This window comes from Arthrobacter sorbitolis (assembly GCF_054510995.1).
In genome coordinates this window covers 1-25,613 of the sequence record NZ_JBTNDM010000021.1, presented here as the reverse complement: position 1 = coordinate 25,613, position 25,613 = coordinate 1, and the positions used below count along the sequence as shown (strand labels likewise).

Annotated in this window: 23 protein-coding genes and 3 tRNA genes; 22 read left to right on the top strand and 4 right to left on the bottom strand. The window is 70.9% G+C overall.

From position 1 onward, the window contains the following. Positions 1 to 245 precede the first annotated feature (245 nt). The 8 genes from ACX80K_RS17790 to ACX80K_RS17755 all read left to right on the top strand — a co-directional run bounded on the left by ACX80K_RS17790 (position 246) and on the right by ACX80K_RS17755 (position 12,199). Positions 246 to 1,115, top strand: coding sequence for a carbohydrate ABC transporter permease (locus ACX80K_RS17790; protein WP_459273241.1), 870 nt, complete (start codon positions 246 to 248; stop codon positions 1,113 to 1,115). A gap of 1 nt (position 1,116) precedes the next feature. Next, entirely contained in the window at positions 1,117 to 2,013 is an 897-nt protein-coding gene (locus ACX80K_RS17785) for a carbohydrate ABC transporter permease (protein WP_459273240.1), read from the top strand. A 17-nt stretch (positions 2,014 to 2,030) separates the two neighbouring features. Beyond that, positions 2,031 to 3,074, top strand: coding sequence for a LacI family DNA-binding transcriptional regulator (locus ACX80K_RS17780; protein WP_459273239.1), 1,044 nt, complete (start codon positions 2,031 to 2,033; stop codon positions 3,072 to 3,074). A gap of 172 nt (positions 3,075 to 3,246) precedes the next feature. Then, positions 3,247 to 8,262 (top strand): rhamnogalacturonan lyase family protein, encoded by a 5,016-nt coding sequence (locus ACX80K_RS17775; RefSeq protein ID WP_459273238.1) that lies wholly within the window; start codon positions 3,247 to 3,249, stop codon positions 8,260 to 8,262. A gap of 315 nt (positions 8,263 to 8,577) precedes the next feature. Then, entirely contained in the window at positions 8,578 to 8,919 is a 342-nt protein-coding gene (locus ACX80K_RS17770; RefSeq protein WP_459273237.1) for a thiamine-binding protein, read from the top strand. 46 nt (positions 8,920 to 8,965) lie between these two features. Then, on the top strand, positions 8,966 to 9,502 hold the full coding sequence (locus tag ACX80K_RS17765; RefSeq protein ID WP_459273236.1) for a GNAT family N-acetyltransferase: 537 nt from the start codon (positions 8,966 to 8,968) through the stop codon (positions 9,500 to 9,502). A 13-nt stretch (positions 9,503 to 9,515) separates the two neighbouring features. Next, positions 9,516 to 10,328, top strand: a complete 813-nt coding sequence (locus tag ACX80K_RS17760) for a spermidine synthase (RefSeq protein WP_459273235.1) — start codon at positions 9,516 to 9,518, stop codon at positions 10,326 to 10,328. A gap of 143 nt (positions 10,329 to 10,471) precedes the next feature. Continuing rightward, positions 10,472 to 12,199, top strand: a complete 1,728-nt coding sequence (locus ACX80K_RS17755) for a cation:proton antiporter (RefSeq protein WP_459273234.1) — start codon at positions 10,472 to 10,474, stop codon at positions 12,197 to 12,199. A 4-nt stretch (positions 12,200 to 12,203) separates the two neighbouring features. On the opposite strand, the gene ACX80K_RS17750 is transcribed toward ACX80K_RS17755, so the two are convergent. Next, on the bottom strand, positions 12,204 to 13,094 hold the full coding sequence (locus ACX80K_RS17750) for a LysR family transcriptional regulator (protein ID WP_459273233.1): 891 nt from the start codon (positions 13,092 to 13,094) through the stop codon (positions 12,204 to 12,206). A 130-nt stretch (positions 13,095 to 13,224) separates the two neighbouring features. Between ACX80K_RS17750 and ACX80K_RS17745 the strand changes: the two genes are divergently transcribed. Continuing rightward, the gene (locus ACX80K_RS17745) at positions 13,225 to 14,631 is read left to right on the top strand and encodes an MFS transporter (RefSeq protein ID WP_459273232.1); all 1,407 of its coding nucleotides are present in this window, start codon (positions 13,225 to 13,227) and stop codon (positions 14,629 to 14,631) included. After that, positions 14,628 to 15,413, top strand: a complete 786-nt coding sequence (locus ACX80K_RS17740; RefSeq protein WP_459273231.1) for a 3-hydroxybutyrate dehydrogenase — start codon at positions 14,628 to 14,630, stop codon at positions 15,411 to 15,413. The genes ACX80K_RS17745 and ACX80K_RS17740 overlap by 4 nt, the downstream gene beginning before the upstream one ends. 208 nt (positions 15,414 to 15,621) lie before the next feature. Here the strand turns inward: ACX80K_RS17740 and ACX80K_RS17735 are convergent, their stop codons facing one another. After that, positions 15,622 to 17,073, bottom strand: coding sequence for an NCS2 family permease (locus ACX80K_RS17735; protein ID WP_459273230.1), 1,452 nt, complete (start codon positions 17,071 to 17,073; stop codon positions 15,622 to 15,624). A gap of 125 nt (positions 17,074 to 17,198) precedes the next feature. On the opposite strand from ACX80K_RS17735, the gene ACX80K_RS17730 reads away from it, so the two are divergent. Then, entirely contained in the window at positions 17,199 to 17,807 is a 609-nt protein-coding gene (locus ACX80K_RS17730) for a copper resistance CopC family protein (protein WP_459273229.1), read from the top strand. Positions 17,808 to 17,905: 98 nt separating this feature from the next. Here ACX80K_RS17730 and ACX80K_RS17725 read toward each other — a convergent pair whose 3' ends face one another. After that, positions 17,906 to 18,559: an FAD-dependent monooxygenase gene (locus tag ACX80K_RS17725; protein ID WP_459273228.1), complete on the bottom strand. Its 654-nt coding sequence runs from the start codon at positions 18,557 to 18,559 to the stop codon at positions 17,906 to 17,908. 270 nt (positions 18,560 to 18,829) lie between these two features. On the opposite strand from ACX80K_RS17725, the gene ACX80K_RS17720 reads away from it, so the two are divergent. After that, a complete protein-coding gene (locus ACX80K_RS17720) occupies positions 18,830 to 19,849 on the top strand; it encodes a universal stress protein (protein ID WP_459273227.1) in 1,020 nt (339 codons plus the stop codon). Positions 19,850 to 19,895: 46 nt separating this feature from the next. Here the strand turns inward: ACX80K_RS17720 and ACX80K_RS17715 are convergent, their stop codons facing one another. Continuing rightward, entirely contained in the window at positions 19,896 to 20,267 is a 372-nt protein-coding gene (locus ACX80K_RS17715; protein ID WP_459273226.1) for a metallopeptidase family protein, read from the bottom strand. A 183-nt stretch (positions 20,268 to 20,450) separates the two neighbouring features. On the opposite strand from ACX80K_RS17715, the gene ACX80K_RS17710 reads away from it, so the two are divergent. The 10 genes from ACX80K_RS17710 (at position 20,451) to ACX80K_RS17665 (ending at position 25,509) form a co-directional block, all read left to right on the top strand. Then, positions 20,451 to 20,523 (top strand) — tRNA-Glu (locus ACX80K_RS17710). An 86-nt stretch (positions 20,524 to 20,609) separates the two neighbouring features. After that, a tRNA-Asp gene (locus ACX80K_RS17705) sits at positions 20,610 to 20,683 on the top strand. A gap of 69 nt (positions 20,684 to 20,752) precedes the next feature. Continuing rightward, a tRNA-Phe gene (locus ACX80K_RS17700) sits at positions 20,753 to 20,828 on the top strand. A 314-nt stretch (positions 20,829 to 21,142) separates the two neighbouring features. Next, on the top strand, positions 21,143 to 21,541 hold the full coding sequence (locus tag ACX80K_RS17695; protein ID WP_459273225.1) for a hypothetical protein: 399 nt from the start codon (positions 21,143 to 21,145) through the stop codon (positions 21,539 to 21,541). Between the two features lie 126 nt (positions 21,542 to 21,667). Beyond that, complete coding sequence (locus tag ACX80K_RS17690; protein WP_459273224.1) at positions 21,668 to 22,150, top strand: Asp23/Gls24 family envelope stress response protein; 483 nt, start codon at positions 21,668 to 21,670, stop codon at positions 22,148 to 22,150. Positions 22,151 to 22,157: 7 nt separating this feature from the next. Beyond that, the gene (locus ACX80K_RS17685; RefSeq protein ID WP_459273223.1) at positions 22,158 to 22,349 is read left to right on the top strand and encodes a DUF2273 domain-containing protein; all 192 of its coding nucleotides are present in this window, start codon (positions 22,158 to 22,160) and stop codon (positions 22,347 to 22,349) included. 71 nt (positions 22,350 to 22,420) lie between these two features. Further along, positions 22,421 to 22,765, top strand: coding sequence for a hypothetical protein (locus ACX80K_RS17680; protein ID WP_459273242.1), 345 nt, complete (start codon positions 22,421 to 22,423; stop codon positions 22,763 to 22,765). Beyond that, positions 22,762 to 23,364: a DUF6286 domain-containing protein gene (locus ACX80K_RS17675; RefSeq protein WP_459273222.1), complete on the top strand. Its 603-nt coding sequence runs from the start codon at positions 22,762 to 22,764 to the stop codon at positions 23,362 to 23,364. The genes ACX80K_RS17680 and ACX80K_RS17675 overlap by 4 nt, the downstream gene beginning before the upstream one ends. Then, positions 23,361 to 23,978: a hypothetical protein gene (locus ACX80K_RS17670; RefSeq protein WP_459273221.1), complete on the top strand. Its 618-nt coding sequence runs from the start codon at positions 23,361 to 23,363 to the stop codon at positions 23,976 to 23,978. The genes ACX80K_RS17675 and ACX80K_RS17670 overlap by 4 nt, the downstream gene beginning before the upstream one ends. 184 nt (positions 23,979 to 24,162) lie before the next feature. Beyond that, positions 24,163 to 25,509 (top strand): ABC transporter substrate-binding protein, encoded by a 1,347-nt coding sequence (locus tag ACX80K_RS17665; protein ID WP_459273220.1) that lies wholly within the window; start codon positions 24,163 to 24,165, stop codon positions 25,507 to 25,509. Positions 25,510 to 25,613 lie beyond the last annotated feature (104 nt).

Here is a 25,613-nt window from a genome sequence, read left to right as displayed (position 1 = left end):
AGCGCAACGGAGGAACGCCAGAGAGGGACCACCGGCCCCGTGGTTCCCCCCGCTTCTGGGGGGGGGGTCGCCGGCACCGACGTTCGAAGGGGAACACCGTGAGCGTTCAGCCAGCAGTATCCGGTAGCACAGCCGTCCGGAGCGGGGACGGCCAGGCCGGCCCACCGTCGCCCGCGTCCGGGGCCCGCAGTCCCCGGCGACCCCGGTCGCACCGCTTCAGGTCCCGCGTCCTCACGCCGTACCTGATGCTCGCTCCCGGCATCGTCCTGTTCGCCGTGTTCATGGCGGCCCCCATCTTCTACACGCTGTACCTCAGCTTCCAGCGCGTCGAGGTGTCCGGGCTCGGGCTGGGCTCGGGTGCGCGCAAGCAGGTCTTCGCGGGCCTGGACAACTACGCGGCCGCCCTCGGCGACCCCGAGTTCGGCGCCGGCGTCGGCAGGGTCCTCACGTACGGCGTCATCCTGATCCCGTGCATGCTGGGGCTCGCGCTGCTGTTCGCCCTGCTGCTGGACTCGCGGAGGTCCAGGGCCACCACGTTCTCCCGCGTCGCGATCTTCCTGCCCTACGCGGTGCCCGCGGTCATCAGCTCGCTCCTGTGGGGTTTCCTCTACTTGCCGTCCGTCAGCCCCTTCTACTACCTGACCGAGCGGCTCGGCATCGAGATGCCCCAGATCCTCTCCTCGCAGCTCATCATGTTCGGGATCGCGAACATCGCCCTGTGGGGTGGGGTCGGCTTCAACATGATCGTCATCTACACGTCCCTGAAGGCCGTCCCGAACGACATCTACGAGGCGGCACGCCTCGACGGCGCCTCCGAGACGCAGATCGCCCTCCGGATCAAGATCCCCATCGTGACGCCGTCGCTCATCATGACGGCCCTCTTCTCCATCGTCGCGACGCTTCAGGTCTTCGCCGAGCCGACGACGCTGCGGCCGCTCACCAACACGCTCTCCACGAGCTGGACGCCCCTGATGAAGGTCTACCGCGACGCCTTCACGCGCGACGACATCTACTCCGCCGCTGCGAGTTCGATCGTCATCGCCGCCGCGACGCTCCTGATCTCCTTCGTATTCCTCCGCGTGGTCCAGAAGCGCGCCTTCGGACAGGAAGACTGACATGGCCGACACCCTCACCCCGCCCCTCACGCCGTCGCTCAGGTCCCGCCGCGACAGCGTCCACGGACACGAGAAGCCGAGTGCCGTCGCCACCGCACTGCTGCTCCTCGGTGCGCTCTACTGCCTGCTGCCGGTGTTCTGGGTGCTCATGGCCTCCACCAAGGACGGCTCGGAGCTCTTCTCCACGTTCACGTTCGCCCCCAGCACGCACCTGTTCGACAACATCGCCGAGCTCAGCGGCTACCGCGACGGTCTCTTCTGGCGGTGGATGGCGAACACGGCCCTCTACGCCGGCGCGGGCGCCATCGCCTCCACCTTCGTCTCGGCGCTCTCCGGGTACGTCCTGGCGAAGTTCACCTTCCCCGGGAAGTCAGCGGTCTTCAACATCCTGCTGATGGGTGTGCTGGTCCCCGGCGTCATCCTGGCGATCCCGCAGTACTTCCTGATGGCTCAGCTCGGCCTCACCAACACCTACTGGGCCGTGTTCCTGCCGCAGATCATCAGCCCCTACGGCATCTACCTGGCCCGCATCTACGCCGCCGCAGCCGTGCCCACCGACGTCGTCGAGGCCGCCAGGACGGACGGCGCCAGCGAGCTGGGGATCTTCGCCCGCATCGCCATGCCGATGATGCTCCCCGGACTGGTGACCATCTTCCTGTTCCAGTTCGTGGCCATCTGGAACAACTTCATGCTGCCGTACATCATGCTGGGCGACGACACCCTCTTCCCCATCACGGTGGGCCTCAACGGACTCCTGAACCAGGGTGCCTCCGCGCCCGCGCTCTACACCCTCGTCGTCACGGGCGCGCTCCTGTCCATCCTGCCGCTCATCCTCATGTTCCTGCTCCTGCAGCGGTTCTGGCGCGTCGACCTCGCAGCGGGCGCCGTCAAGGCCTGAACGCGCCGGGATACGCTATGTCGGTGACCAGCACCCGGGGCCCGAAGCGGCCCACCATCGACGACGTCGCGAAGGCGGCCGGCGTCTCGAGGGGCACCGTGTCGCGGGTCCTCAACGGCGGCCACTGGGTCAGCCCGGACGCGCTCACCGCCGTCGAGCTGGCCATCAAGAGGACCGGCTACCGCATCAACCCGCACGCCAGGAGCCTGGCCACGAGCAAGGCCAACACGGTGGCGTTCCTGCTGAGCGAGACGCAGGAGCGGCTCTTCGAAGACCCGAACTTCTCCATCCTCATGCGGGGTGCGTCCGAGGCCCTCGGTGAGCACGACGTCTCCCTGGTCCTCATCATGGCCGGCACCAAGGACGAACAGCGCAGGGCCCGCGACTTCATCACCGCCGGGCACGTCGACGGCGTGCTCCTCGTCTCCTCCCACGCACGCGGCCAGTCGATCATCGGAGACATCTACAAATCCGGTGTACCCATGATCGCCTGCGGGATCCCCCTCGGCTTCGAAGGCAAGATCGGCTATGTCGCGGCCGACGACGCGATGGGGGCACGGGACATGGTCGCGCACCTGCGTGGGCTGGGCCGGACGTCGATCGCCACCATCACGGGACCGATGGACACCTCCGGTGGTGTCGGGAGGCTCCGCGGGTACCGTGAGGAGATGGGTGGCTCGTACGACGAACGCCTCGTCGCTCCCGGCGACTACAGCCTGGAGAGCGGACGGCAGGCGATGCGGCAGCTCCTCGACCAGGCGCCGGGGCTCGACGCCGTCTTCGCGGCCAACGACCTCATGGCGGCGGGCGCACTCGACGTCCTCCGGGCCGAGGGCCGGCGCGTCCCCGAGGACGTCGCGGTGGCCGGCTTCGACGACTCCCCGGTGGCCGCCTCCACCGAACCGCCCCTGACCACCATGCGGCAGCCCTTCGGCCGGATCAGCCACGAGATGGTGCGGATCCTCCTCGGCGTGATCCGCGGCGAGGACCCGGCGGCGATCATCCTGCCGACACACCTCGTGGAGCGCGCCTCGACGGGCGGGATCACTGTCTCCGCCTGATCCGCCTTGATGGGAAGCGTTTTCCCAAAACCCTTGCCCAAGGCACGCACCGCCGTTAGGCTGACGGCACGTCTTCCGCTGATCCGCTCCAGGATGCCGCCGTACCCGGTTCCTGGGAGGGCTGTCGACGCCACTCACCGTTTTCGATGATGAAACGAGAAGGTACCTCCCCATGCCACGATCCGGTCTCAAGCGCGCCCTCTTCCGATCACCACTCCTGGCGGGGGTGACGGTCCTCGGCGTCTCGCTCGCGGGGAGTCCCGCCCTCGCCGTCGACCCTCCTCCTCCGCCCGCTGCCGCGGAGGCGGCATCGTCGCTCCCCGTGCCCACCAATGTCCGGCTCGCGCGCCTGACGGAGTCGGCGGTGATGCTCCGCTGGAACGAGGTGCCGGGCGCCACCGGGTACGTGGTGTCCCGCTCGGACACGGTCGACGGCGACTACGTCCGGGTCGCGGAGACCTCGGGCGACGTGTTCGCCACGGACGCCGCCGTGGACACCTCCGCGCCCCGCTTCTACCGCGTCAGCGCGCGCGGTGCCGACGGCATCACCGCGCCCTCGGCCGCGACGGCGTCGAGCCCGTTCGGCAACCCGCCCGCGCTGCCCGACGGCGGCGTCCTCGCCCTCGATCTCGGCCCCGGATCCGTGGCGCCGGGCGCGACGGCGATCACCGCGACCACGGGCTACGGTCAGGGGGCGCGGGCGGGGTTCGTCGACCCGTCGAAGGTCACGGGAACCGACCGGGGGACGGCCGATGCCACCCGGTCCGACTTCGTCACGATCGGCGACACGGAGCTCGTGGTGGACCTGCCGAACGGCGACTACACCGTCGGCGTCGTCGCAGGTGACGCCGCCGGCCCGACCGACATCGCGCTGATCGCCGAGCAGATCACCAAGGTGCAACCCACCACCCGGCCCGCAGGCCAGTACCTGGAGATGTCCTTCGACATCGCGGTCGTGGACGGGCAGCTCAACCTCGACGTCGCGGGCACGGCCGCGAACCTCAACGCCCTGACCATCACCCGCCAGGCCGACCGCGCGCAGTCGCCCTCGCCGACGGTCTGGCTCACCGGGGACTCGACGGTCCAGACCTACCGCTCGGACGTGGCACCGCAGGCCGGCTGGGGCCAGATGATCGACCGCTTCGTCGACGACGACGTCACGGTGGACAACAGGGCGATCGGCGGGCGCAGCTCCAAGAACTTCATCAGCCAGGGACGCCTCGACGAGGTGCTCCGCGGCATCCGGCCCGGCGACTACCTCTTCGTGCAGTTCGGCCACAACGACAACAGCTACGGCGTGGACGACCGCTTCGCGGCACCGGCCGACTACTACGAGTACCTCCGGACCTACGTGGACGGGGCCGAGCAGCGGGGAGCCACGCCGATCCTGGTCACGCCCGTCTCGCGGCGCGCCTTCGGGCCGGACGGCAAGGCGGCAGTCTCCTTCCCCGCCTATGTGGAAGCCGTGCAGAAGCTGGCCGCCGAGACCGGGACGCCGCTCGTGGACCTGGCGGCCTCCAGCCGGGCGTACCTGGACGAGATCGGCGCCGAGACCGCGAAGTCCGTCTACCTCCACGTGCCCGCCAGGGTCTACCCGAGCCGACCGGCGGGCACCGTGGACGACACCCACTTCCAGGAGTACGGAGCCATCCAGATGGCGCGTCTCGTCGCGCGCGGCGTGGCTGGTCTCGACATCCCGCTCGCCGCCGAGATCGAGGAGGCGGAGCCTCCGGCAGCCGTCCCCGCCGCACCCGCGGGCGTCGTCGTCGCCAGTGTCTCCAACGCGAGCGCCCAGCTCACCTGGAAGCCCGTGGAGGGGGCCGATATCTACCGGGTGTTCCGGAAGGACGCCGGCGCCGGGGACGCCTACACGCTCGTAGCCACCTCGACCCTCCCGCAGGCGGCCGTCCCGGGCCTCAAGGAGGGCGCGGAGTACGACGTCCGCGTCACCGCCGTCAACGGCCGCGGCGAGTCCGCGCCGTCGGACGCCGTGCGGATCGCCACGAAATCGCCGCTGTACCGCTTCGACGTGCAGCTCGCCGGCTCGCCCGTGATGCCGGGCTACACCGAGGCCAGCCAGACGAGCGCCTACACGGTCGAGCGCGGCTGGGGCTTCCTCGACACCACGGGCCTCACCGGCCGCGACCGCGGCATCGCCTTCACGCCCCCGCCCACGGACCTCGAGCGGGACTTCCTGCTGCCGACGCCGGCCCACGAGTTCGCCGTCGACGTCCCGAACGGCTCCTACGCCGTCCGCACCTACACCGGTGACTGGATCGGCAGCAGCAGGTCGAATGTGCAGCTCGAGGGCAAGGACTTCGGCTCGGCCAATGCCGGCCGCGCCGCCGTCGCGCAGAAGACGAGCGAACCGGTACTCGTCACGGACGGCCAGCTGAACCTCGTCATGACGGGCACGTCCTCCCGCCTCAACGGCATCGAGGTGACCCCGTTGCAACTCGCACCGTCGGCCCTCGCGCTGCAGGACCTGACGATCGACGGAGCGGGAGTAGCGGTGTCCCTCGCCTGGCAGGCCGCCGACGGCGCCGCCGGGTACCGGGTCCACCGCACGGCGACCGGCTCCTCCGAGCGCATCGCCGTCGGCGACACCACGGTCCCGGCACTGACGGACACCACCGCCGACGTCGGACTCGAGTACACCTACACGGTGGTGGCGCTCACCGCGGGCGGGACGGAATCCGTCCCTTCCAACCCGCTCGTCCTCACCACCGTGGACCCCGACGTCGCCCCGGCAGCCGTCCCGACGGGCCTCTCCCTGGGCGCCGTCAACAAGAACGACGTGACGATCAGCTGGACGCCGTCGGACGGTGCCCTGTTCTACCAGGTGTACCGGGCCGAGCCGAACGCCGACGGATCGCTCGGGGACGCCGAACTGGTCGGCCGGGCCGACGACGCCTCCTTCACGGACACGGACGTCCTGACGACCATCGAGTACACGTACTCCGTCACCGCGGTGAACGCGGGCGGAGCGTCCGAGCGGTCCTCGACCATCACGTCACCCGCCGCCACGACCCTGCAGCGGCAGGCCGAGCGCCTGGACCGCGCCCCCGTCGCCGTCCAGGGTGACGGCGGCGTCTACCTGGGCTGGCGCATGCTCGGCCTCGACGAGGATGGCATCGCCTTCCATGTCTACCGTGACGGCGAGCGGGTCACCGAGGCGCCGCTCACGTCGAGCACCAATCTGCTCGACGCCGAAGGGACCGAGGGGGCCGTGTACCGGGTGAGCTCCGTCGTCGACGGCGTGGAGCGCTGGGCCACCGAGGACTTCACCGTCTGGGACCAGCAGTACCTCGACGTCCCGCTCGAGAAGCCGGCCGATGCCGTCACGAAGGACGGCCAGCCCTATTCGTACCGGGCGAGCGACGCCTCCGTCGGTGACGTCGACGGCGACGGCGACTACGAGATCATCCTCAAGTGGGACCCGAGCAACAGCCGCGACAACTCGCAGGCGGGCTACACCGGCACGGTCTACATGGACGCCTACGAGATGGACGGCACGCGGCTGTGGCGGATCGACCTCGGGAGGAACATCCGGGCCGGCGCCCACTACACCCAGTTCCAGGTCTTCGACCTCGACGGCGACGGCCGGGCCGAGGTGACCATGAAGACCGCCGACGGCACCGTCGACGGTCGGGGCACCGTGATCGGGGACGCCGCGGCGGACCACCGGAACTCCTCCGGCTACGTGCTCAGCGGACCCGAGTACCTCACGGTGTTCGACGGGGCGACGGGGGCGGCGGTCGACACCATCGACTACGTCCCTGCGCGCGGTGACGTCGGAGCCTGGGGTGACACCTACGGCAACCGCGTGGACCGGTTCCTGGCAGGCGTGGCCTACCTGGACGGCGAGAAGCCCAGCGTCGTCTTCAGCCGCGGCTACTACACACGCGCCGTGATCGCGGCCTTCGACTTCGACGGCACGAACCTCACCTCGCGGTGGACCTTCGATTCCGACGAGGCCGGCAGCCAGTACCGCGGCCAGGGGAACCACGAGTTCTCGGTGGCGGACGTCGACGGCGACCAGAAGGACGAGATCGTCTTCGGGTCCATGACCATCGACGACGACGGCGAGGCGCTCTACACCACGGGCCTCGGACACGGCGACGCCCTGCACGTCTCCGACTTCGACCCCACGAACGCCGGGCTCGAGGTCTTCGCCGCCCACGAGGACATGGGGGCATCCGGCAACCGCGGGGCCACCTACCGCGACGCGGCGACGGGCGAGATCATCTGGTCGATCCCGGCGGCCCGGGACACCGGTCGCGCGGCGATGGCCGATATCGACCCCGCCCATCCCGGCGCGGAGGGCTGGGCCATCGGCGGCGACGCCGCCTACAACTCACCCGTCGGGCAGCTCCGCTCCTCCGCAGGTGAACTCCTGTCCGAGAAGATCCCGGCGGCGAACTTCGTCACCTGGTGGGACGGGGACCTGCTCCGCGAGATCACGGACAACGACTACGACGCGGCCGCCGCCGCCGGGGTCCCGACCATCTCGAAGTGGAACCCGCAGTCGCAGGCCGCCGAGGAGATCTACCGCGCGGAGGGCACCCTGAGCAACAACACCACGAAGGCGAACCCGGCCCTGCAGGCGGACCTGTTCGGCGACTGGCGCGAGGAGATCGTCACGCGGACGGCGGACTCGTCCGCCCTGCGCATCGCCACCACCGTCGATGCCACCGACCACCGGCTGAGGACGCTGCAGTCGGACCCGGTCTACCGGCTCGGGGTCGCCTGGCAGAACACGGCCTACAATCAGCCCCCGCACACCTCGTACTTCCTGGGCCAGGACATGCAGGCGCCGGCGGCTCCGAGCATCACCTACACGGGCGCCGACGCGGGCCCGGGCGACCTGGTCGATCCGGAGCCGGACTTCGTGCCGGGACCGGCGACGGACCGGGACCTGAAGCCGTCGTCGCGCATCGATCTCGGCCTTGCCGACCAGAAGTTCGGCCGCGGTGCCCGTGATGTGACGCTGGAGAACCTGGAGGCGGGCGAGTGGTTCTACGCCTACCTCGGTGGCAGCGGCCTCGGCTGGCGTCAGGCGTCCGAGGACGGGGAGATCACCGTGACCACGCCCGCCGCGACCCGTCCCGGCGACAACAGGATGGTCGTCTTCACCGGTGACGGCACGCTCCTCGGATGGGAGGCGCTCCGCGTCACCGGTCCCTGAGGGTCGGACGCGACGGAGCCCGGGCGGAGGACGTCCGGGCTCCGTCGTGCCCGCCCTCGACCGGCCCGTGGACCGCCCAGCACCCTCCGACCGGGCCGCCGCGCCGGGTGCCCAGACCCGTGGCTACTCCGCAACGGGTTCGCCACGATGCCCCGGGTCTCGGGCCCGCAACGCACACCCGCGCCGGATGTGCGCCGGAGACGCCCCGGATGTGCGCGGGAGACGCCCCAGATGTGCGCCGGAGCCGCTCCGGAGCGCCCGTCCTCCCGACGGCTTGCCCTGCCCACGGGCGCCGCCGCGTGCCAGACTGGGACCATGCTCGTAGCCTTCAGCGTCGCCCCGTCCGGCTCCTCCGACCTCTCACGCGAGAACCCCGACGGGTCGGTGCACGACGCCGTCGCCGCAGCGGTCGCCGTCGTGCGCGAGTCCGGCCTGCCGAACTCCACCGATTCCATGTTCACCACGATCGAGGGCGAGTGGGACGAGGTCATGGCGGTGGTGAAGCATGCCACCGACGCCGTCGCCCGCTACGGCAGCCGCGTGTCACTCGTGCTGAAGGCGGACATCCGTCCCGGGCGTACCGGCGAACTGACCGGCAAGGTGGAGCGGCTGGAGGCGGCACTCGCCGAGCAGGAGCAGTTCGAGGGCCACTCCTGACACCCCTCGACGCCATTCGGTGTCTTCAGGCCACTAAACTGACGACGTGACACAGCCCCTGCTGACGCTGCCCTACGTGATCCGGCCGGCCACGGTCGACGACGCCGAGGCCTACGCCCGCACGCACGTCGCCGGGCTGCACGAGACGTACGAGCAGATCATGCCGCCCGAGTTCCACGAGTACTACGACGCCGAGCTGCCCGCCATCATCGAGCGCCGGCAGGCGGCCTTCGCGGACGCCGAGCGGCTCCCCGGCAGCGCACGCAGCTGGCTGGCGTTCGACGACGACGGCGGGCCCGTCGCGATCGCGACGTCGGGCCCGGGTCGCGACGAGGACCGCCCCGACTTCGAACTGCACCACATCTACACGCTGCGCTCCACCCACGGCACCGGACTCGGGCAGCGCCTGCTCGACACCGCGATCGGTACGAGGGCCGCCTACCTCTGGATCCTCGACGGCAATACGCGGGCCGAGCGCTTCTACGACCGCAACGGCTTCGTCCCGGACGGCACGTCCATGCTGTGCGGGCCCACCTGGCACTACAGGCCGATGTTCCGGATGCACCGCCCCGACCAAGAGTGAGAAGACTTCCCTGATGGCGAGACCCACCGGTCCGAGCCCCGAGATCGGCGAGTTCCCGATCGACACCGGGACCTGCGAACTCGAACCCGATCCGTACACCCCGAACGGCTGGGTGCTGCGCATCAACGGGGTGCCCAGCTCGCACATCGACCTCGCGGATCCGCTGCACCTCGACTTCGAGTACATGCGGTGGATCGCCTCGCTCGTCGATGCGCGCTGGGCGTCCTCGGACCGGCTCCGCGTGCTGCACCTCGGCGGGGGAGCCTGCTCGCTCGCGCGCCGGTTCGCCGCCAGCCACCCCCAGGCGCGCCAGGTCGTCGTCGAACTCGACGGGCGCCTCGCCGAGCTGGTGCGCGGGTGGTTCGATCTCCCGCGGGCGCCCCTCGTCCGCATCCGGGTCGGGGAGGCTCGCGCCGTCACCGAATCGCTGAGCGAGGGCAGCCGCGACCTCGTGATCCGCGACGTGTTCGCCGGGGCCGTGACCCCGGCACCCCTGACGACGCGGGAGTTCACGGCGGCGGCCAAGCGGGTGCTCGCGGACGACGGCGTCTACGTGGTCAACTGCGGCGACAGCCCGAACCTCGCGATGGCCCGGCGCGAGGCAGCGACCATCGCCGCCGCGTTCACCTCCACCGCCATCATCGCCGACCCCGCGATGCTGAAGGGCCGGCGCTACGGCAACGTGATCATCGCCGGGAGCGACGCCCCCCTCGGCGAGGACCCGGGACTGACCCGGGAGCTGCTCGGCGGGGGAGTGCCGGCGCACCTCTGGCGGGACGCCCGCGTGCGGACCTTCGCGGCGGGCGCGCAGCTCCTCTCGGACTGACCACCGGGGCCACAGCATCAGGCCGGTCTGCAGCCCGGCATCGGGCCCGCCGCGACGGGCCCCGGGCGACGGTTCCGGCGTCAAGCCGGGCGCCACCCTGCGCCCCGACTCCCGTCCCCGGGCCCGCCCACTAGGCTGGCCGGGTGGAACCGGGACTGCTGGGCATCATCGGGATCGCCGTCCTGGTCGGCGTGGCCGTGCTCTCCAAGCGCGTGGGGGTCGCGGCTCCCCTCATCCTCGTCGTCGTCGGGATCGGCCTCTCCTTCGTGCCGGGCGTGCCGAGCTTCAGCATCCCCGACGAGTGGATCCTGACCGGCATCCTGCCGCCCCTGCTCTACGCCGCGGCGATCAAGACGCCGGTGACGGACTTCCGCCGGAACCTCACGCCGATCGCCAGCCTGTCCGTCGCCCTCGTCGTCGTCTCCGCCCTCGTCACCGGGCTCCTCCTCCACGCCCTCCTGCCCGGGCTCGGCCTCGCGGCGGCCATCGCGCTCGGCGCCGTCATCAGCCCGCCCGACGCCGTCGCCGCCACGTCGATCGGCCGGCGGCTCGGGCTCCCGCCGCGGCTGCTCACCGTGCTCGAGGGCGAGGGCCTGGTCAACGACGCGACGGCCCTCGTGCTCCTGCGCAGCGCCATCGCCGCGTCCGCCGGTGCCCTGAGCGGCCTCGGTGCGGCCCTGGCGGACTTCGCCTTCGCCGTCGTCGGAGCGGTCGTGGTGGGCTACGCGGTCGGCGCCGTGACGGTCTTCGTCCGGTCCCGGCTCGACGATCCCGTGCTGGACACCGCGCTGTCCCTGGCCGTGCCCTTCATCGCCTTCCTGCCCGCCGAGGAACTCCATGCCTCCGGGGTGCTCGCCGTGGTGGTCGCCGGCATCTACACGGGGCACCACAGCGCGAGCAGGATCGACGCCCGGGCGCGCATCAGCGACAACGTGAACTGGCGGACGGTGCAGTTCCTGCTCGAGAACGGCGTGTTCCTGCTGATCGGCCTCGAGATCCGGGGCCTGCTCCGGAGCATCGACCAGTCCCTGCTGACGGTCGGGGAGACGATCCTGATCGGCCTCCTCGCGACCCTCGTCCTGATCCTGCTGCGGTTCCTCTGGGTCTTCCCGCTCGTGCTGCTCATGCGGCGCCTGCCGAGCCGGGCCGAGCGGCGCACGCTGCAGCTGCGCCGCGGACTGGCCAGGCTCAGGAAGCTGGGCACGCTGGATGCGCGGCAGGAGCGGCGCCAACGGGCCCTCACCCGGCTGTACCAGCGGCGCAAGGCGGACCTGGAACTGGAACGGCGGGAGGGCTTCGGCTGGAAGGGCGCCACGGTGCTCGGCTGGTCCGGCATGCGCGGCGTGGTAACGCTGGCTGCGGCGCAGTCCCTGCCCGGGTCGTTCGCCTACCGGGAGCAGCTCGTGCTGATCGCGTTCACCGTCGCCGTCACCACCCTGCTGGTGCAGGGCGGCACGCTGCCGGCACTCATCCGGGTGCTGAAGATCGAGGGGATCGACGCCGACGCCGACCGGGAGGAGTCCGCGACCCTGTTCGACGAGCTGCGTACCGAGGGGCTGCGCGTGCTGGACGACCCGCAGGCCGTCATGGGCGAGGACGTCGAGGTCGACGACGACGTGCTCGACCGTGTCCGCGCCGACACCGGGAGGCGGACGGAGTTCGAATGGGAGAAGGCGCGGCTCCCGGAACAGAAGCTCGTGCGCTCGCCGCACCGCCAGTACCGGGACCTGCGGCTTGCCGTGCTCGAGGCGGAGCGGCAGGCGCTGCTCGCCGCCCGGGCGCGCGGCACCTACTCCTCGCGCGTGCTGGCGAAGGCCCAGCGCATCCTGGACGTCGAGGAGACACGCCTCCGCCCCCGGAGCGGCGCGTAGCGCGTCACCGTCGGCCGAGGAGCTGCGCCTCCATGGCCGCGGTCGCCTGCCGCAGGGCGTCGACGACGGCCGCGACCGCCGGTTGGCGCAGCGCATCGGCCCGCACCACGAGCCAGTAGTCGAGTTCCTCCGCGACGTCGGAGGGGAGGAGCCGGACCAGGTCGGCGTGCCGGTCCGCCATGAAGCAGGGCAGCAGGCCGAGCCCCGCGCCCGCCCGGGTGGCTTCCACGTGGACGAAGACGTTGGTCGAGCTCAGGGCGTCGCGCATGGTGGGCAGGAGCCGCCGGGGCGCATCGAGGCTGTCCACCTGCAGCATCGAGTCGATGAAGTACACGAGCGGATGGCGCATGGCCTCCTCGAGGGTGCCCGGAGCACCGTGCGCCGCGAGGTACTCCTTCGACGCGTACAGCCCGAGGACGTAGGTACCCAGCCGCTCGGCCTCCGCACGGTGCACCTGCGGTTCGCCGACCACCACCTCGAAGTCGAGGCCCGTCCGCGTCTGTGAGGCCCGCCGTGTCGCGGTGATGATCTCGATGCTGAGCCGGGGGTGGGCGGCGCGGAGCCGGGCGAAGGCCGGAGCGGCGATGAGGGCGCTGAAACCGTCCGTGGCGCTCATCCGCACCACCCCCGAGAGTGCGCCGTCGTCGTCGCCCAGCCGGGCGACCGCCTCGGCGACGACGGCCGCCGCGTCCGCCGCCCGTCGGCCCAGGTCCGTCAGCTCCCATCCGCCGCTGCCGCGGGAGACGACCCGCCCGCCGAGCGCCTTCTCGAGGGCCGCGATCCGCCGTGACACCGTGGTGTGGTTCAGTCCCAGCGCATCGCCGGCCGTGGTGAAGCGTCCGCTCTGCGCGACGGCGAGCAGCACCACGAGATCCTGGGCGTTGGGAGGGAGCATCTCTGCAGTATTGCAGAGCAGGGGTGCCGATCTGGCCATTGGCGGACCGAAAGCGCGCAGGCATACTCGGAGGAAACCCATCAGGGCCCGACCTGGGCCCGCCATGTCAGCGTCGACAGAGGAGATCTCCATGAGCGTCAATCAGCGCTCGAACACCCCCGGTAACCAGCAGGGCGACGGAACGGCCGGCGAGGCGTCGGGCCTCAAGCGGATCGTCGCGGCCGCCATGGTCGGGACGGTCGTCGAGTGGTACGAATTCTTCCTGTATGCCACGGCGGCGAGCCTGGTCTTCGGAACCTTCTTCTTCCCCAATGCGGGCTCCGAGCTCGACGGCATCATCGCGGCCTTCCTCACGTACGCCGTCGGCTTCGTGGCCCGGCCGCTCGGCGGGATCGTCTTCGGGCAGATCGGTGACAAGCTCGGCCGCAAGCACACGCTGCAGCTCACCATCATCCTCGTCGGCGTCGCCACCTTCCTCATGGGATGCCTGCCCGGCTTCGACTCGATCGGCTACTGGGCGCCGGCGCTGCTGGTGATCCTGCGCTTCATCCAGGGCTTCGCCGTCGGAGGGGAGTGGGGCGGCGCCGTCCTCCTCGTCGCCGAGCACAGCCCCAACCGGTCCCGCGGGTTCTGGTCCAGCTGGCCGCAGGCGGCCGTCCCGGTGGGCAACCTCCTCGCGACGCTCGTCCTGCTGGGCATGAGCTGGATCCTGCCGCAGGACGAGTTCCTCAGCTGGGGCTGGCGCGTGGCGTTCTGGGTCTCCGCGATCATCGTGGTGATCGGGTACTACATCCGCACGCATGTCAGCGAGGCCCCGATCTTCCTCGAGGCCCGCGAGAAGATCGAGTCCGAGAAGGCGGTCAGCTACGGCGTCCTCGAAGTGGTCAAGCGGTACCCCAAGGGGATCCTCGGAGCCATGGGCCTGCGGTTCGCCGAGAACATCCTCTACTACATCATCGTCAGCTTCACGATCGTCTACCTGAAGACCGTGCACCAGTACGACACCTCGCAGCTCCTGCTGGCCCTCCTCATCGCGCACGTGGTCCACTTCGCGGTGATCCCGCAGGTGGGCAGGCTGTCCGATGCCTTCGGCCGCAAGCCGGTCTACCTGGTCGGGGTGGTCCTCGGCGCCACGTGGGCGTTCTTCGCCTTCCCGATGTTCGACACCCTGAACCCCTTCCTGATCATCCTGGCGGTCACGATCGGCCTCGTCTTCCATGCCTTCATGTACGCGGGACAGCCGGCCATCATGGCGGAGATGTTCCCGACGCGGATGCGGTACTCGGGCGTCTCCCTGGGCTACCAGGTGACCTCGATCCTCGCGGGATCGCTCGCGCCGATCATCGCGACGGCCCTCCTGCAGGAGTACGGCAGCTGGGTGCCGGTCGCGATCTACCTCGTGATCGCCTGCGCCATCACCCTCGTCGCCGTCCTGACCCTGAAGGAGACCCGCGGGATCTCCCTGCGCGAGGTCGACGCGGAGGACGCGCGGCGCCACGGACTGGACGAGCCGCTCGTGGGACAGGCCAAGCCATGAGCACGACGGCGTCCCAGCCCGCGACGGCCCTGACCCCGGGGCCCCTGGCGGGCCGGCGCGCGCTCGTCACGGGCGGCGCGAGCGGGATCGGTGCGGCGTGCGCCCGCGCACTCGCCGGACGGGGCGCACAGGTCGTCGTCGCTGACCGGGATGCGGCCGGCGCCGGGGACCTGGCCGCCGACCTCGGCGGCGAGGCGTGGGCGGTCGACCTGCTCGACACGCGGGCGCTCGAGACGCTGACCCTCGAGGCCGACATCCTCGTGAACAACGCGGGGATCCAGACGGTCAGTCCCCTCGAGGACTTCGATCCCGAGGACTTCCGCCGCATCCAGCGGCTGATGGTCGAGGTGCCGTTCCTCCTGATCCGCGCCGCGCTCCCGGGGATGTACGCGCGGGGCTTCGGCCGGATCATCAACGTCTCCTCGGTCCACGGCCTGCGGGCCTCGCCGTTCAAGGCCGCCTACGTGACGGCCAAGCACGGCCTCGAGGGGCTCTCCAAGGTCACAGCCCTCGAGGGCGGCGCCCACGGCGTCACGAGCAACTGCGTCAATCCCGGCTACGTCCGCACGCCCCTCGTGGAGAACCAGCTGGCCGACCAGGCACGCCTGCACGGCATCAGCGAGGAGGAAGTCCTCGAGAGGATCATGCTCACCGAGTCGGCCATCAAGCGGCTCGTCGAACCGGAGGAGGTCGCCTCGCTCGTCGCCTGGCTGGCAGGCGACGACGCCGGCATGGTGACGGGTTCCTCCTACGTCATGGACGGCGGCTGGTCCGCCCGCTGAACCGCGGCGGGCTCCCGCGGTACCCGGATCCAGGGACGACGGCGGCCCCCCCCGCTTTCCCCGCTTCTCCTCGCCGGGGTGCGGGCGGCGCCCTCGCGGACGAGACGGCTTGCTCCCACTGCAGCCAAGACGAAGCTGGGAATGTCCGACCATTCCCAGCCCCGACGGGTCACGGATGGGAGGGACGGCGCAGACCGGCCCCGCCGGGTCAGATGCCGAGCAGTTCCTCGATGGGCCCGATGCCGAAGAACACCACGAACGCCGCGGCGACGGCCCACATCAGGGGATGCACCTCGCGCCCGCGGCCCTGGATGGCGCGGATCAGCACGAAGGCGATGAAGCCGGCGCCGAGGCCGTTCGCGATCGAGTAGGTGAACGGCATGAGGGTGAACGTGAGGAAGGCCGGGAGCGCGACGCCCCAGTCCTCGAAGTCGATGCGCCCCACCTGGGCCACCATCATGAAGCCCACCACCACGAGGGCGGGGGCCACGGCCTCGAACGGTACGAGGCTGATGAGCGGCGTGAAGAACATCGCGAGCAGGAACAGCAGCCCGGTGACGACGTTCGCGAGTCCCGTGCGGGCGCCCTCGCCGATCCCGGCACCGGACTCGACGTAGATCTGGTTGGAGGACACGGAACCGGCACCGCCGGCGACGGCGCCGAGCGCGTCCACGACGAGGACCCGGTTCACGCCGGGGATGTTGCCCTTGGCGTCCACCAGCTTCGCCTCGTTCGCGAGGCCCACCATGGTGCCCATCGCGTCGAAGAAGATGCTGAGCAGGATGGTGAAGGTCAGGAGGATGGCGGCGGTGCCGCCGAGGTGGCCGAAGGCGCCGAACAGGCTGACGTTGCCCACGAGGCCGAGATCGGGTGCGCCCACCCAGGAGCCGGAGGGCAGTTCGGGGACCACGAGGGACCAGCCCGCGGGATTCGGCTCCTGGCCCGGCGTGAAGCTGGGCCCCACGTCGAAGACGGCCTCGAGCACGACGGCGAGCGCGGTCGCGGCGAGTACGCCGATGAGGATGGCGCCGCGCACCCGGCGGACCACGAGGGCGATGGTCAGGATGAGGCCGAAGACGAACACCAGGGTGGGCCAGCCGATCAGGACGCCGCCGAACCCGAGGCCCACGGGCACCGTGGTGTTGGCGACGTCGGGCACCCGGCGCACGAAGCCGGCGTTGACGAGGCCGATCAGGGCGATGAACAGGCCGATGCCGACCACGATCGCCGTCTTGAGGCTCTCGGGTACCGCGTTGAAGACCGCCGTCCGGAAGCCCGTGAGGACCAGCACGAGCATCGTGAGCCCGGCGAGCATCACGAGGCCCATGATGTCCGGCCAGGTCAGGCCCGGGTTGGTCGCCACGGTGATGGCGACGAACGCGTTGACGCCGAGGCCCGTGGCGAGGGCGAAGGGGTACTTGGCCCAGGCTCCCATGACGATCGTCAGGATGCCCGCCACGAGCGCCGTCACGGCGGCGACGCGTTCGAAGCCCAGTTCGGCGCCGGAGGAGTCGGCGCCGGCGAGGATGAGGGGATTGAGGACCACGATGTAGCTCATGGCGAAGAAGGTGGCGAGACCGCCGCGGATCTCCCGGGAGAAGGTGGACCCCCGCTGCGTGATGTCGAAGTAGCGATCCAGCGCGGAACCAGTTTTGAGCATGGGGGATCCTAGGGCGGAAGGGGCGGGGGTTGTCGGGGAAAGTGTATCCCGGTGCCCGTCGGTGGCGCGGTTCGTGACGGCGGCGGTCCCAGCGCCCGGTCAGGGTCTCCGCGTAGGGTTGGGGCATGTCTGCCCTCCTCCGCGCCCAGCATCCCGGGACGGCGCGTCGTCGTCCCCTCCGACCCGTGGCCGCGATCGTGCCCGCCGTCCTGCTCGCCCTCGCCGTGCTCCTCGGCGCCGGCGGTGCGGCGAACGCCCACGACGACCTGAGCGGCACCGCTCCGGCCGAGGGCGCCACCGTGGAGGTGCTCCCGCCGAGCCTCGAGCTCACGTTCTCCAACGTGCCGTCCGGGATCGGCGCTCAGGTGCAGGTCCTCGACGAGTCCGGGACGGACTGGGCGGACGGCCCGGTGGCCATCGTGGACCGGACCGCCACCCAGCCGCTCCGCTCGGGGGCACCGGCCGGTGCCTTCACGGTCAACTGGCGCGTGGTGAGCTCGGACTCCCACCCGATCGAGGGCACGTTCGCCTTCACGGCGCAGCAGGGCTCGACGACGGTGCCGGACGCGGCGAGCACCGCCGGTCCCGTGGAGGCGGAGGACATCACCAACGAGACGCAGACGGCCGGCGTCAGCGACTTCCCGTGGAGCATCGTGCTGATGATCGCGGCCCTCGTGGCGATCACCGTGGCGCTCGCGGTCACGGCACGCCGGCGGCTCGGCGCCGGCAAATAGCAGCTCCCGGTCCCGCGCGGACCGGTGCCGCGCGCACCGGTGCCGTGCGGACGGTCCGGGTGGACGTTCTTGCGGACGCCGTCGGACGCCAGGGTGCGTCAGGCGCCCAGCGGTGAGACGGCGGGGTGCGGCGGCGCGATGCGGTTGAGCGCGGCGGGCCCCTGGGCCACGATCGCGTCGCTCACGAGTTTCGCCTGACGCACGATCTCGCGCGTGGTGGGCGTCAGCAGCTCTCCCACGCCGACGAGGTGAAGGCCGATGGCGCGCAGCGCGGCCTTGAGATCCCTGCCGATCGCGATGCCCATGGACCGCAGGAACTTCCGCAGCTCGTTCTGCGGGTACTTGGTCAGGACCACATGGTCGGCGAGGAGGACGCCGTCGGCCGTCTGGACGGCCCATTTCTTGCGGCCCACGGGACCCTTGATGAGCTTCGGGTGCCCGATGATGCTGAGATGCTCCGCCACGGTGGTCTGCCGGACGTCGAGCTGATGGGCCGAGGCGTAGGCGCGGAGGAGCCGCATGAGTTCCGTCCGCTCCGAGAGGGAGACGGAGTCCGTCATAACGGTGCGCATGGCACCCGAGTCGGAGCACTCGAGGCTCTCGACGACGATCGAGCTGATGCCGCGGCGGCTGAGTTCACTGGCGACGGCGAGGCCGGACAGCCCCGACCCGATGACCACGGTGCTCGTGTGCTCCGCGGACGCGGGCGGCACGGACGCAGAGCGGACCGGGTCGAGCGGTAAGGAATCCACCGGGGTCACCTCTCCACGAAGCAGGGGGTTCCGTACGGTCCGGCGCCTCTTCCGGACCGTACGGACTCTTGGCTGCGAACGGGTCAACCAAGAGCACGACGCACAGGGGCGTACGGCCCATGGCCCCAGCCCCCGCAACGGGTCCTCGCAGCCTATATAACTTTTCAGACCCTGAATAGCCCGGTGGATGGACCGGGGACGAGCGGGTGCGCTACAAATGGGGGACCGGCCGCCAGAGGCGGTAGGACACGCGACCGAGGGAGGCTTGCCGTGAGCAACGAGCACGCAGAAGGCCCGTCGCACGGGCTGGCAGGGCACGGGATCGTCGTGGGTGTCGACGGCTCCGACCAGAGCACGTGCGCCCTCCTCTGGGCGGCGCGTGAGGCCGAACGGCGCGCGTCGCCGCTCTATGTGGTGACCGCCTACACGGTGCCCGTCTTCGCGGCGTCGAGCATGGATGCCGGCTACGCCACCGTGGACGACGACGTCATCCGCGAGAGCGCGCAGGCCGTCCTCACGGAGGCGCTGACGCACGTCGAGGGCATGGCCGTGGACGTGCATCCCAGGATCGAGACGGGCGATGCCGCGGGCGTGCTCCTGGACCTCTCCGAGGAGGCCGAGCTCATGGTCGTGGGCTCGCGCGGCCGCGGCGGATTCGTGGGCCGCCTCCTCGGCTCCGTCAGCAGTGCCCTGCCCGCCCACGCCAAGTGCCCCACGGCGGTCATCCCGGTGTGCACGGGCGTGCGCCTCGGGCACCCGGAACTGGACAGGAAGCCGCGCAAGGACAGGGTCCCGGCGCCCGCCGCGGTGGAGCCGATCGTCGTGGTCGGCGTCGACGGCTCGGAGCAGGCGCGCATGGCCTCGCTCGCGGCGGCCGAGGAGGCGCGGTCGAGGGGACTCGCGCTCCGCGTCATCTGCTCGGTGGCCCCCTTCAACGGTTCGCTCGCCTGGGTCCCGGCGCCCGTGGACCGGGAGGCCCTGCACGCGGACCTCGCCGTCCAGCTCGCCGCCGGCCGCGACTGGCTGAAGAGCCATTTCCCCGACGTCGACATCCGCGTGGACCTCGTGGACGGACCGCCGGCCGAGGTCCTCATCGAGGCCTCGGCGACCTCGGAGCTGCTCGTGGTGGGCACGCGGGGCCGCGGCGGGTTCGCGGGGATGCTGATGGGCTCCACGAGCCAGGGAGTGCTGCACCACGCCCGCGGGCCGGTACTGATCGTGCCCGACAAGGCGGACCCGCGCCTGGAGGACCGCAGCTCCTTCGGGCCGATGATCGCCCCGGCCGGGTAGGAGCCCCCGGACGCCTCCCGACACCACGCCGCGTGGGCGGGTCGCGTCAGTTCCACCCGAGCTCGTGGAGCCGTTCGTCGTCGATCCCGAAGTGGTGGGCGATCTCGTGCACCACGGTCACCAGGATCTCCTCCACGAGTTCCTCCCGGGTCTCGCACAACCGCATGAGAGGCCCCCGGAAGATGCTGATGCGATCCGGCAGGGAGCCGGCGTCCCACCACGAGTCCCTCTCGGTGAGCGGGGTCCCCTCGTAGAGGCCGAGCAGTTCGGTGTCCGCGGGTTCCCCCGGGGCCGGCTCGTACTCCTCGACCACGAAGATGGCCACATTGTCCATGGCGCGGGCGAGGTCGTCGGGAATCTGGTCGATGGCGTCATCGACGGCTTCCTCGAACTCCCCACGCGAAATCTCGAACGGCACGCCCCGATCGTACAGACCGCGCTCCGGCCGCCCGGGAAGCCCCCCGTGGGCGATCCGCGGGGCCGGCCGGAATTTTGTGTATGCGCCGAAGTACCCCTATAGTCTTATAGGTCCACGACAGGGAATGATCCGCCGGAAATGCTTGCCCTCCGGAGGGTCGCAGGAACCCGAACCGTGGTCCGGGCCCCCATCGTCTAGCGGCCTAGGACACCGCCCTTTCACGGCGGCGGCACGGGTTCGAATCCCGTTGGGGGTACGCAGGAGAGGCCCTCACGGGCGGTCAATCGGTACGGAAAGTGCTGGTAGGCTGGAACTCTTGCAAACGGCAAGTGAAGTTAGCAAGGCCCTGTAGCGCAGTTGGTTAGCGCGCCGCCCTGTCACGGCGGAGGTCGCGGGTTCAAGTCCCGTCAGGGTCGCTCAGGCGGCTGGTTCCCCTCGGGGGCCGGTCGGGCTGGATACGGTGATCATCATCGCGATGATCGCAAGGCTCTGTAGCTCAGTTGGTAGAGCGTTCGACTGAAAATCGAGAGGTCACCGGATCGACGCCGGTCGGAGCCACCACGAAACCCCGTAGTTCCCCCGGAACGCGGGGTTTTTTCGTGCCCGACACGCGTGGCCCGATCCCCTCCCGGTCGATGCCCGGGTTCGCGCGATAGCATCGCGCCGGACGCATCCGCCGCGTCCCGCTGGGCAGGCCTTCCGGTTGCCCGTGAGAACCACCCGGGAGAGTAGTGGAGGTTCCGCGCGTTGAACCTCCGGGATCGCGCCGAGACGAGAGGGCACCAGTGAGACTCCTGCATTCCGCAGTCGGGCTGTGTGCGCTCGCAGCAGCCCTCACGGGATGCAGCCCGGGCGGTCCCGCGCCCGAGGAGACCATGCTCACGATGCCGGCCAGCCCCTCCGCGGAGCCGGGCACCGTCACCGGGCCGCCGTCCGACCCGGCCGCCCGGCCCGAGGGGAGCGACGGTGCGGCGACCGGGGCGCCGGCTGATCCGTCCGACCACTGCGTGATCGTCGCCGGCGGGGTCACCACGGCGATGCTCGCACCGCTGAGCCTGCGCTCGAACACGGACCCCGACGAGCTCCTCGCCCTGGAGCAGCAGATCCTCGACCTGCGGGACAAGGTCCCCGCGGAACTGCACGACGACTTCACCGTCCTCGCCCACTCCGTGGAGGCGCCCCCGAAGGGATCCGGCACCTTCGACGAGAAGCGCTTCCGGCGGGCCATGGCGCCCGTGCAGGACTGGCTCGGGGAGCACTGCACCGGCTCCTGACCCTCGCGGTACGCCTCGTCGTCGAGCCGCCCGCGCAGGGAAGCGGCGCATGCCGCCCGGGGCGCGTACCGCCCCGTGCCGGGCGCGGTGGCTTAGGCTGGGCACAAGTGAAAGGGGCCTTCTCCGATGATCGAGCAACCTGTGGGGCGGCCGTTGCCCGTCCTCCCCGGCGCACCCGCCGGACGGACGGTCATCGGCGATCCCGCCGCCGTGAAGATCGCCGCCATCGCCGCCCGGTCCGTGCCGGGAGTGCATGCGCTGGGACCGGGCCCGGGCCGTGCGCTCGGAGCGATCCGCGACGCCGTCGGAGCCGGCGAACCGTCCCACGGGGTCAAGGTCGAGGTGGGGCAGACCCAGATCGCCGTGGACATCAGCCTGATCGCCGACTACGGCTACGCCCTCCACGCCCTCGCCGATGCCGTGCGGGGAGCCGTCTACGACGCCCTCACCGACATGGTCGGGCTCGAGGTCATCGAGGTGAACGTCGAGGTTCTCGACGTCCACCTGCCGCAGCCCGCCGAGACGAAGGCGGACCGCGTCCGCACCACCGGCCCCGCGGGCTCCGTGGGCTCGGCGGGTTCCACGCAGCTCAAACCACCGGTCGAATGAGGAAGCCATGACGCCCACCACCACCGGCATGGCCGCCGGAGCCGTCCTCGCCTTCGCGGCACTGATCTTCGGCTTCTGGGGCTTCCTCCTCACCCTGGTGCTCGTGCTGTGCGGCGCCGTCGTCGGGCGGGTCGCCGAAGGCAAGCTCGACGTCCGCGGTGTCCTCGACGCCCTGTCCGGCCGACGCTCGTCCTCGTGACCACGGCGTCCGTCCCCGCTGCATCCCTCCATGCCGGGACACCCGCTCCTCCGCTCCGGCGCCCGGCACCCCTGTCCGGGCACAACCGCATCACCACGCAGGCGCTGACCAGCCTGGCCCGGGCCGCTGCCGCCGACGCTCTCGGCGTGCAGCCCGGCCAGGTCAGGGCGACCTTCTCGGACGACCGGGGCCTGCTGGCGCTCCTCCTCGCCCTGTCCCTGCCCGTTCCGCCCCTGGCCCGCGTCCTCGACGAGCCCGGGATCGTCGACTCCTTCGGGGGCCCGATCCTCGCCCGCGCGGAGGCCGCCCGCACGCCGATCCTCGAGCGCGTGGAAGAGCTCAGTGGCGCTCGGCTGAGCCGCGTGGACATCCGCATCATCGGCAGCACGGTGAGCAGGGGGGCGAGGGTGCTGTGAGTGCCGATCCGGTCTCCCGCGGGGCGCCCGCGTCCACAGGGCGCCTCGTGCGCCGTGAACTGCATTCCTCCCGCGCGCTCCCGTCGGTGGTCGTCGCGGTCCTCCTGATCGCAGGGTGCCTGCTGCTCCTGTTCGAGGCCGTGCTCAAGGCCGTGGGGGACGAGCCGTTCCTCCTCGATGTCGAGAGGGCTGCCGCGTGGCTCGGTGCCCTCCCCGGTGGGGTGCCCGGCTCGCTGCTCGGGGCCGCCTCCTTCCTGCTGCTGGTACTCGGGGCGCTGCTCCTCCTGCTCGCCGTCCTGCCCGGACGCCGCGCCCGCTACACGATCCCGAACGAGCGCGCCGCCGTCGTCGTCGACGCGGAGGTCGTGGCCTCGTCGCTGGCGCGCCGGGCGCGCCTCGCGGCGGGGGTGGCGCCCGAGCAGGTGCTGGTGACGGTGGGCCGGAGCATCGTCACCGTGCAGATCAGGCCCACCTCCGGCGTCCGCATCGACGCCGACGCCGTCCGCGCGGCCGTCGCGGACGACCTCCGACGCTCCAGCGTGGAGCCCGGGCCGAGGATCACCGTGGTCGTGGCCGAGGCGGGGGTGATCGGGCAGTGAACACCACGCCGAGGCTCCTCAACCGCCTCGTGCTCGGCGTCGTCGGACTCCTCGTCCTCGCCCTGGGCGCCGCCGGACTCGCCGTCCTGACGCTGCCCGCCGTCGCCTCGTGGTGGCGCGCTGCGGCGCCACGGGCCGGCGACGCCCTCGACGGGCTGCGCACCCGGACCACGCTCGAGGGTCAGGCGGACACCTGGTTGTGGATCGCGCTCGCGGCGTTCCTCGTGTTCCTGATCGTGATGCTGGTCGTCTGGATCGCCGCCCAGGGACGGGGCCGGACCGGCCTGTTCGCGACGGGCGCCGACGGCGGGACGGTGGAATCGGCTGGATCCGTGAGGATCACCGCAGCGGCAGCGGAGCAGGCGCTGAAAGCCGCGCTGCTCGAACGGTCCGACCTCGCGGGTGCGTCGGTGAGCACCTGGCAGGTCCGGGGCGAGCCGGGACTCCGGGTCCGCGTCCTCCCGCGGAAGGGCGTGCCTCCCTACGTGGTCGCCGCCGAGGTCTCCCGGCTCGTCGAAGCGCTCGACGCGGTGACCGGTTCCCGGCCGCCGGTCCTGATCAGCATCGATTCGGGTGCCCGGGTGCGCTTCACGCGGGCGGAACGCGTCAGCTAGCGCCTCCGTGTGCAGCATCACAATTGCGCATCGAAGCGGCCGACAGGGCGCGGCGGGTTGTGGGGGCGCTTTGCAAGCGCTTACGCTGACTCCATCATTCAGGGATGCTGAACACCACCGGTCGCGGGCCCCCAGGGCCTGCGACCGGTCCGTGATGCATCCCAGGACAAAGGAGTCTGTTTCAATGGCGACCATTCGCTCACGGAAGTTGCTGCTGCCCACCGCAGCGCTCAGTGTTTCCCTTCTCGCACTCGCCGGCTGCGGTTCCGAAGGATCCGACAGCGCCGGCGGTTCGGGCGACGCGGACTGCGCGGCCTACGAGTCGTACGGGACGTTCGAGGACGCCGAGGTCAGCGTCTACTCGACCATCGTCGACGTCGAAGCCGAGCTGCTCGAGAACTCCTGGACGGACTTCGCGGACTGCACCGGCATCGAGGTGGCCTACGAGGGATCGAAGGAGTTCGAGACCCAGATCGGCGTCCGCGCCCAGGGTGGCACGGCTCCCGACCTGGCCATCTTCCCGCAGCCCGGTCTGCTCGCGGACCAGGCCTCGAACCTCAAGCCCGCACCGCAGGCCGTCTCGGACCTCGTCGACGAGAACTGGTCGGCGGACTGGAAGAAGTACGGCACCGTGGACGGCACCTTCTACGCGGCTCCGATGCTCGCCAATGTGAAGGGCTACGTCTGGTACGTTCCCGCCACCTTCGAGGAGAAGGGCTGGGAAGTCCCGGCGACCTGGGACGAGATGACCGAGCTGACCGAGAAGATCGCCGACGAAGAGGAGATGAAGCCCTGGTGTGCGGGCTTCGAATCGGGCGAGGCGACGGGCTGGCCGGGTACGGATTGGGTCGAGGACGCCGTCCTGCGTGAGCACGGCCCCGAGGTCTACGACCAGTGGGTCACCCACGAGATCCCGTTCAACGACCCCCAGATCGTCGAATCCTTCGACCGCGTCGGCGAGATCCTGAAGGACGACGCCAACGTCAACGGCGGCTTCGGTGACGTCCGGTCGATCCTGTCCACGCCGTTCGCCGAGGCGGGCCAGCCCGTCCTCGACGGCCAGTGCGCCATGCACCACCAGGCGTCCTTCCAGGCCGCCAACTGGCCCGAGGGGACGAACGTCGCCGAGGACGGCGACGTCTGGGCCTTCATGACCCCTCCGATCGACGCCTCCCAGGGGACCGCGATCACCGGTGGCGGCGAGCTCATCGGCGCGTACGCCGACCGCCCCGAGGTACAGGCACTGCAGACCTACCTCGCGAGCGCCGAGTTCGCGAACGCGCGCGTCTCGCAGGGTGGGGCCATCAGCGCCAACAAGGGACTCGATCCCGAGGTCGCGCAGTCGGACCTCGACCGCCAGTCCATCGAACTGCTCCAGGATCCCGAGACCGTCTTCCGCTTCGACGGTTCGGACCTCATGCCCGGCGCGGTCGGGGCCAACTCCTTCTGGAGCGGCATCGTGAACTGGCTCAACGGTTCGTCCACGGAGGAAGTCACGAAGTCCGTCGAGGACAGCTGGCCCGACTCCTGATGCACTGACGACCGGGACCGGCCTGCCCGCAGGCCGGTCCCGGTCGCGGGGGGGGGGGGGGGGGGGGGGAAGACACGCGGCGGAGTATCGGCCTCACACGCACA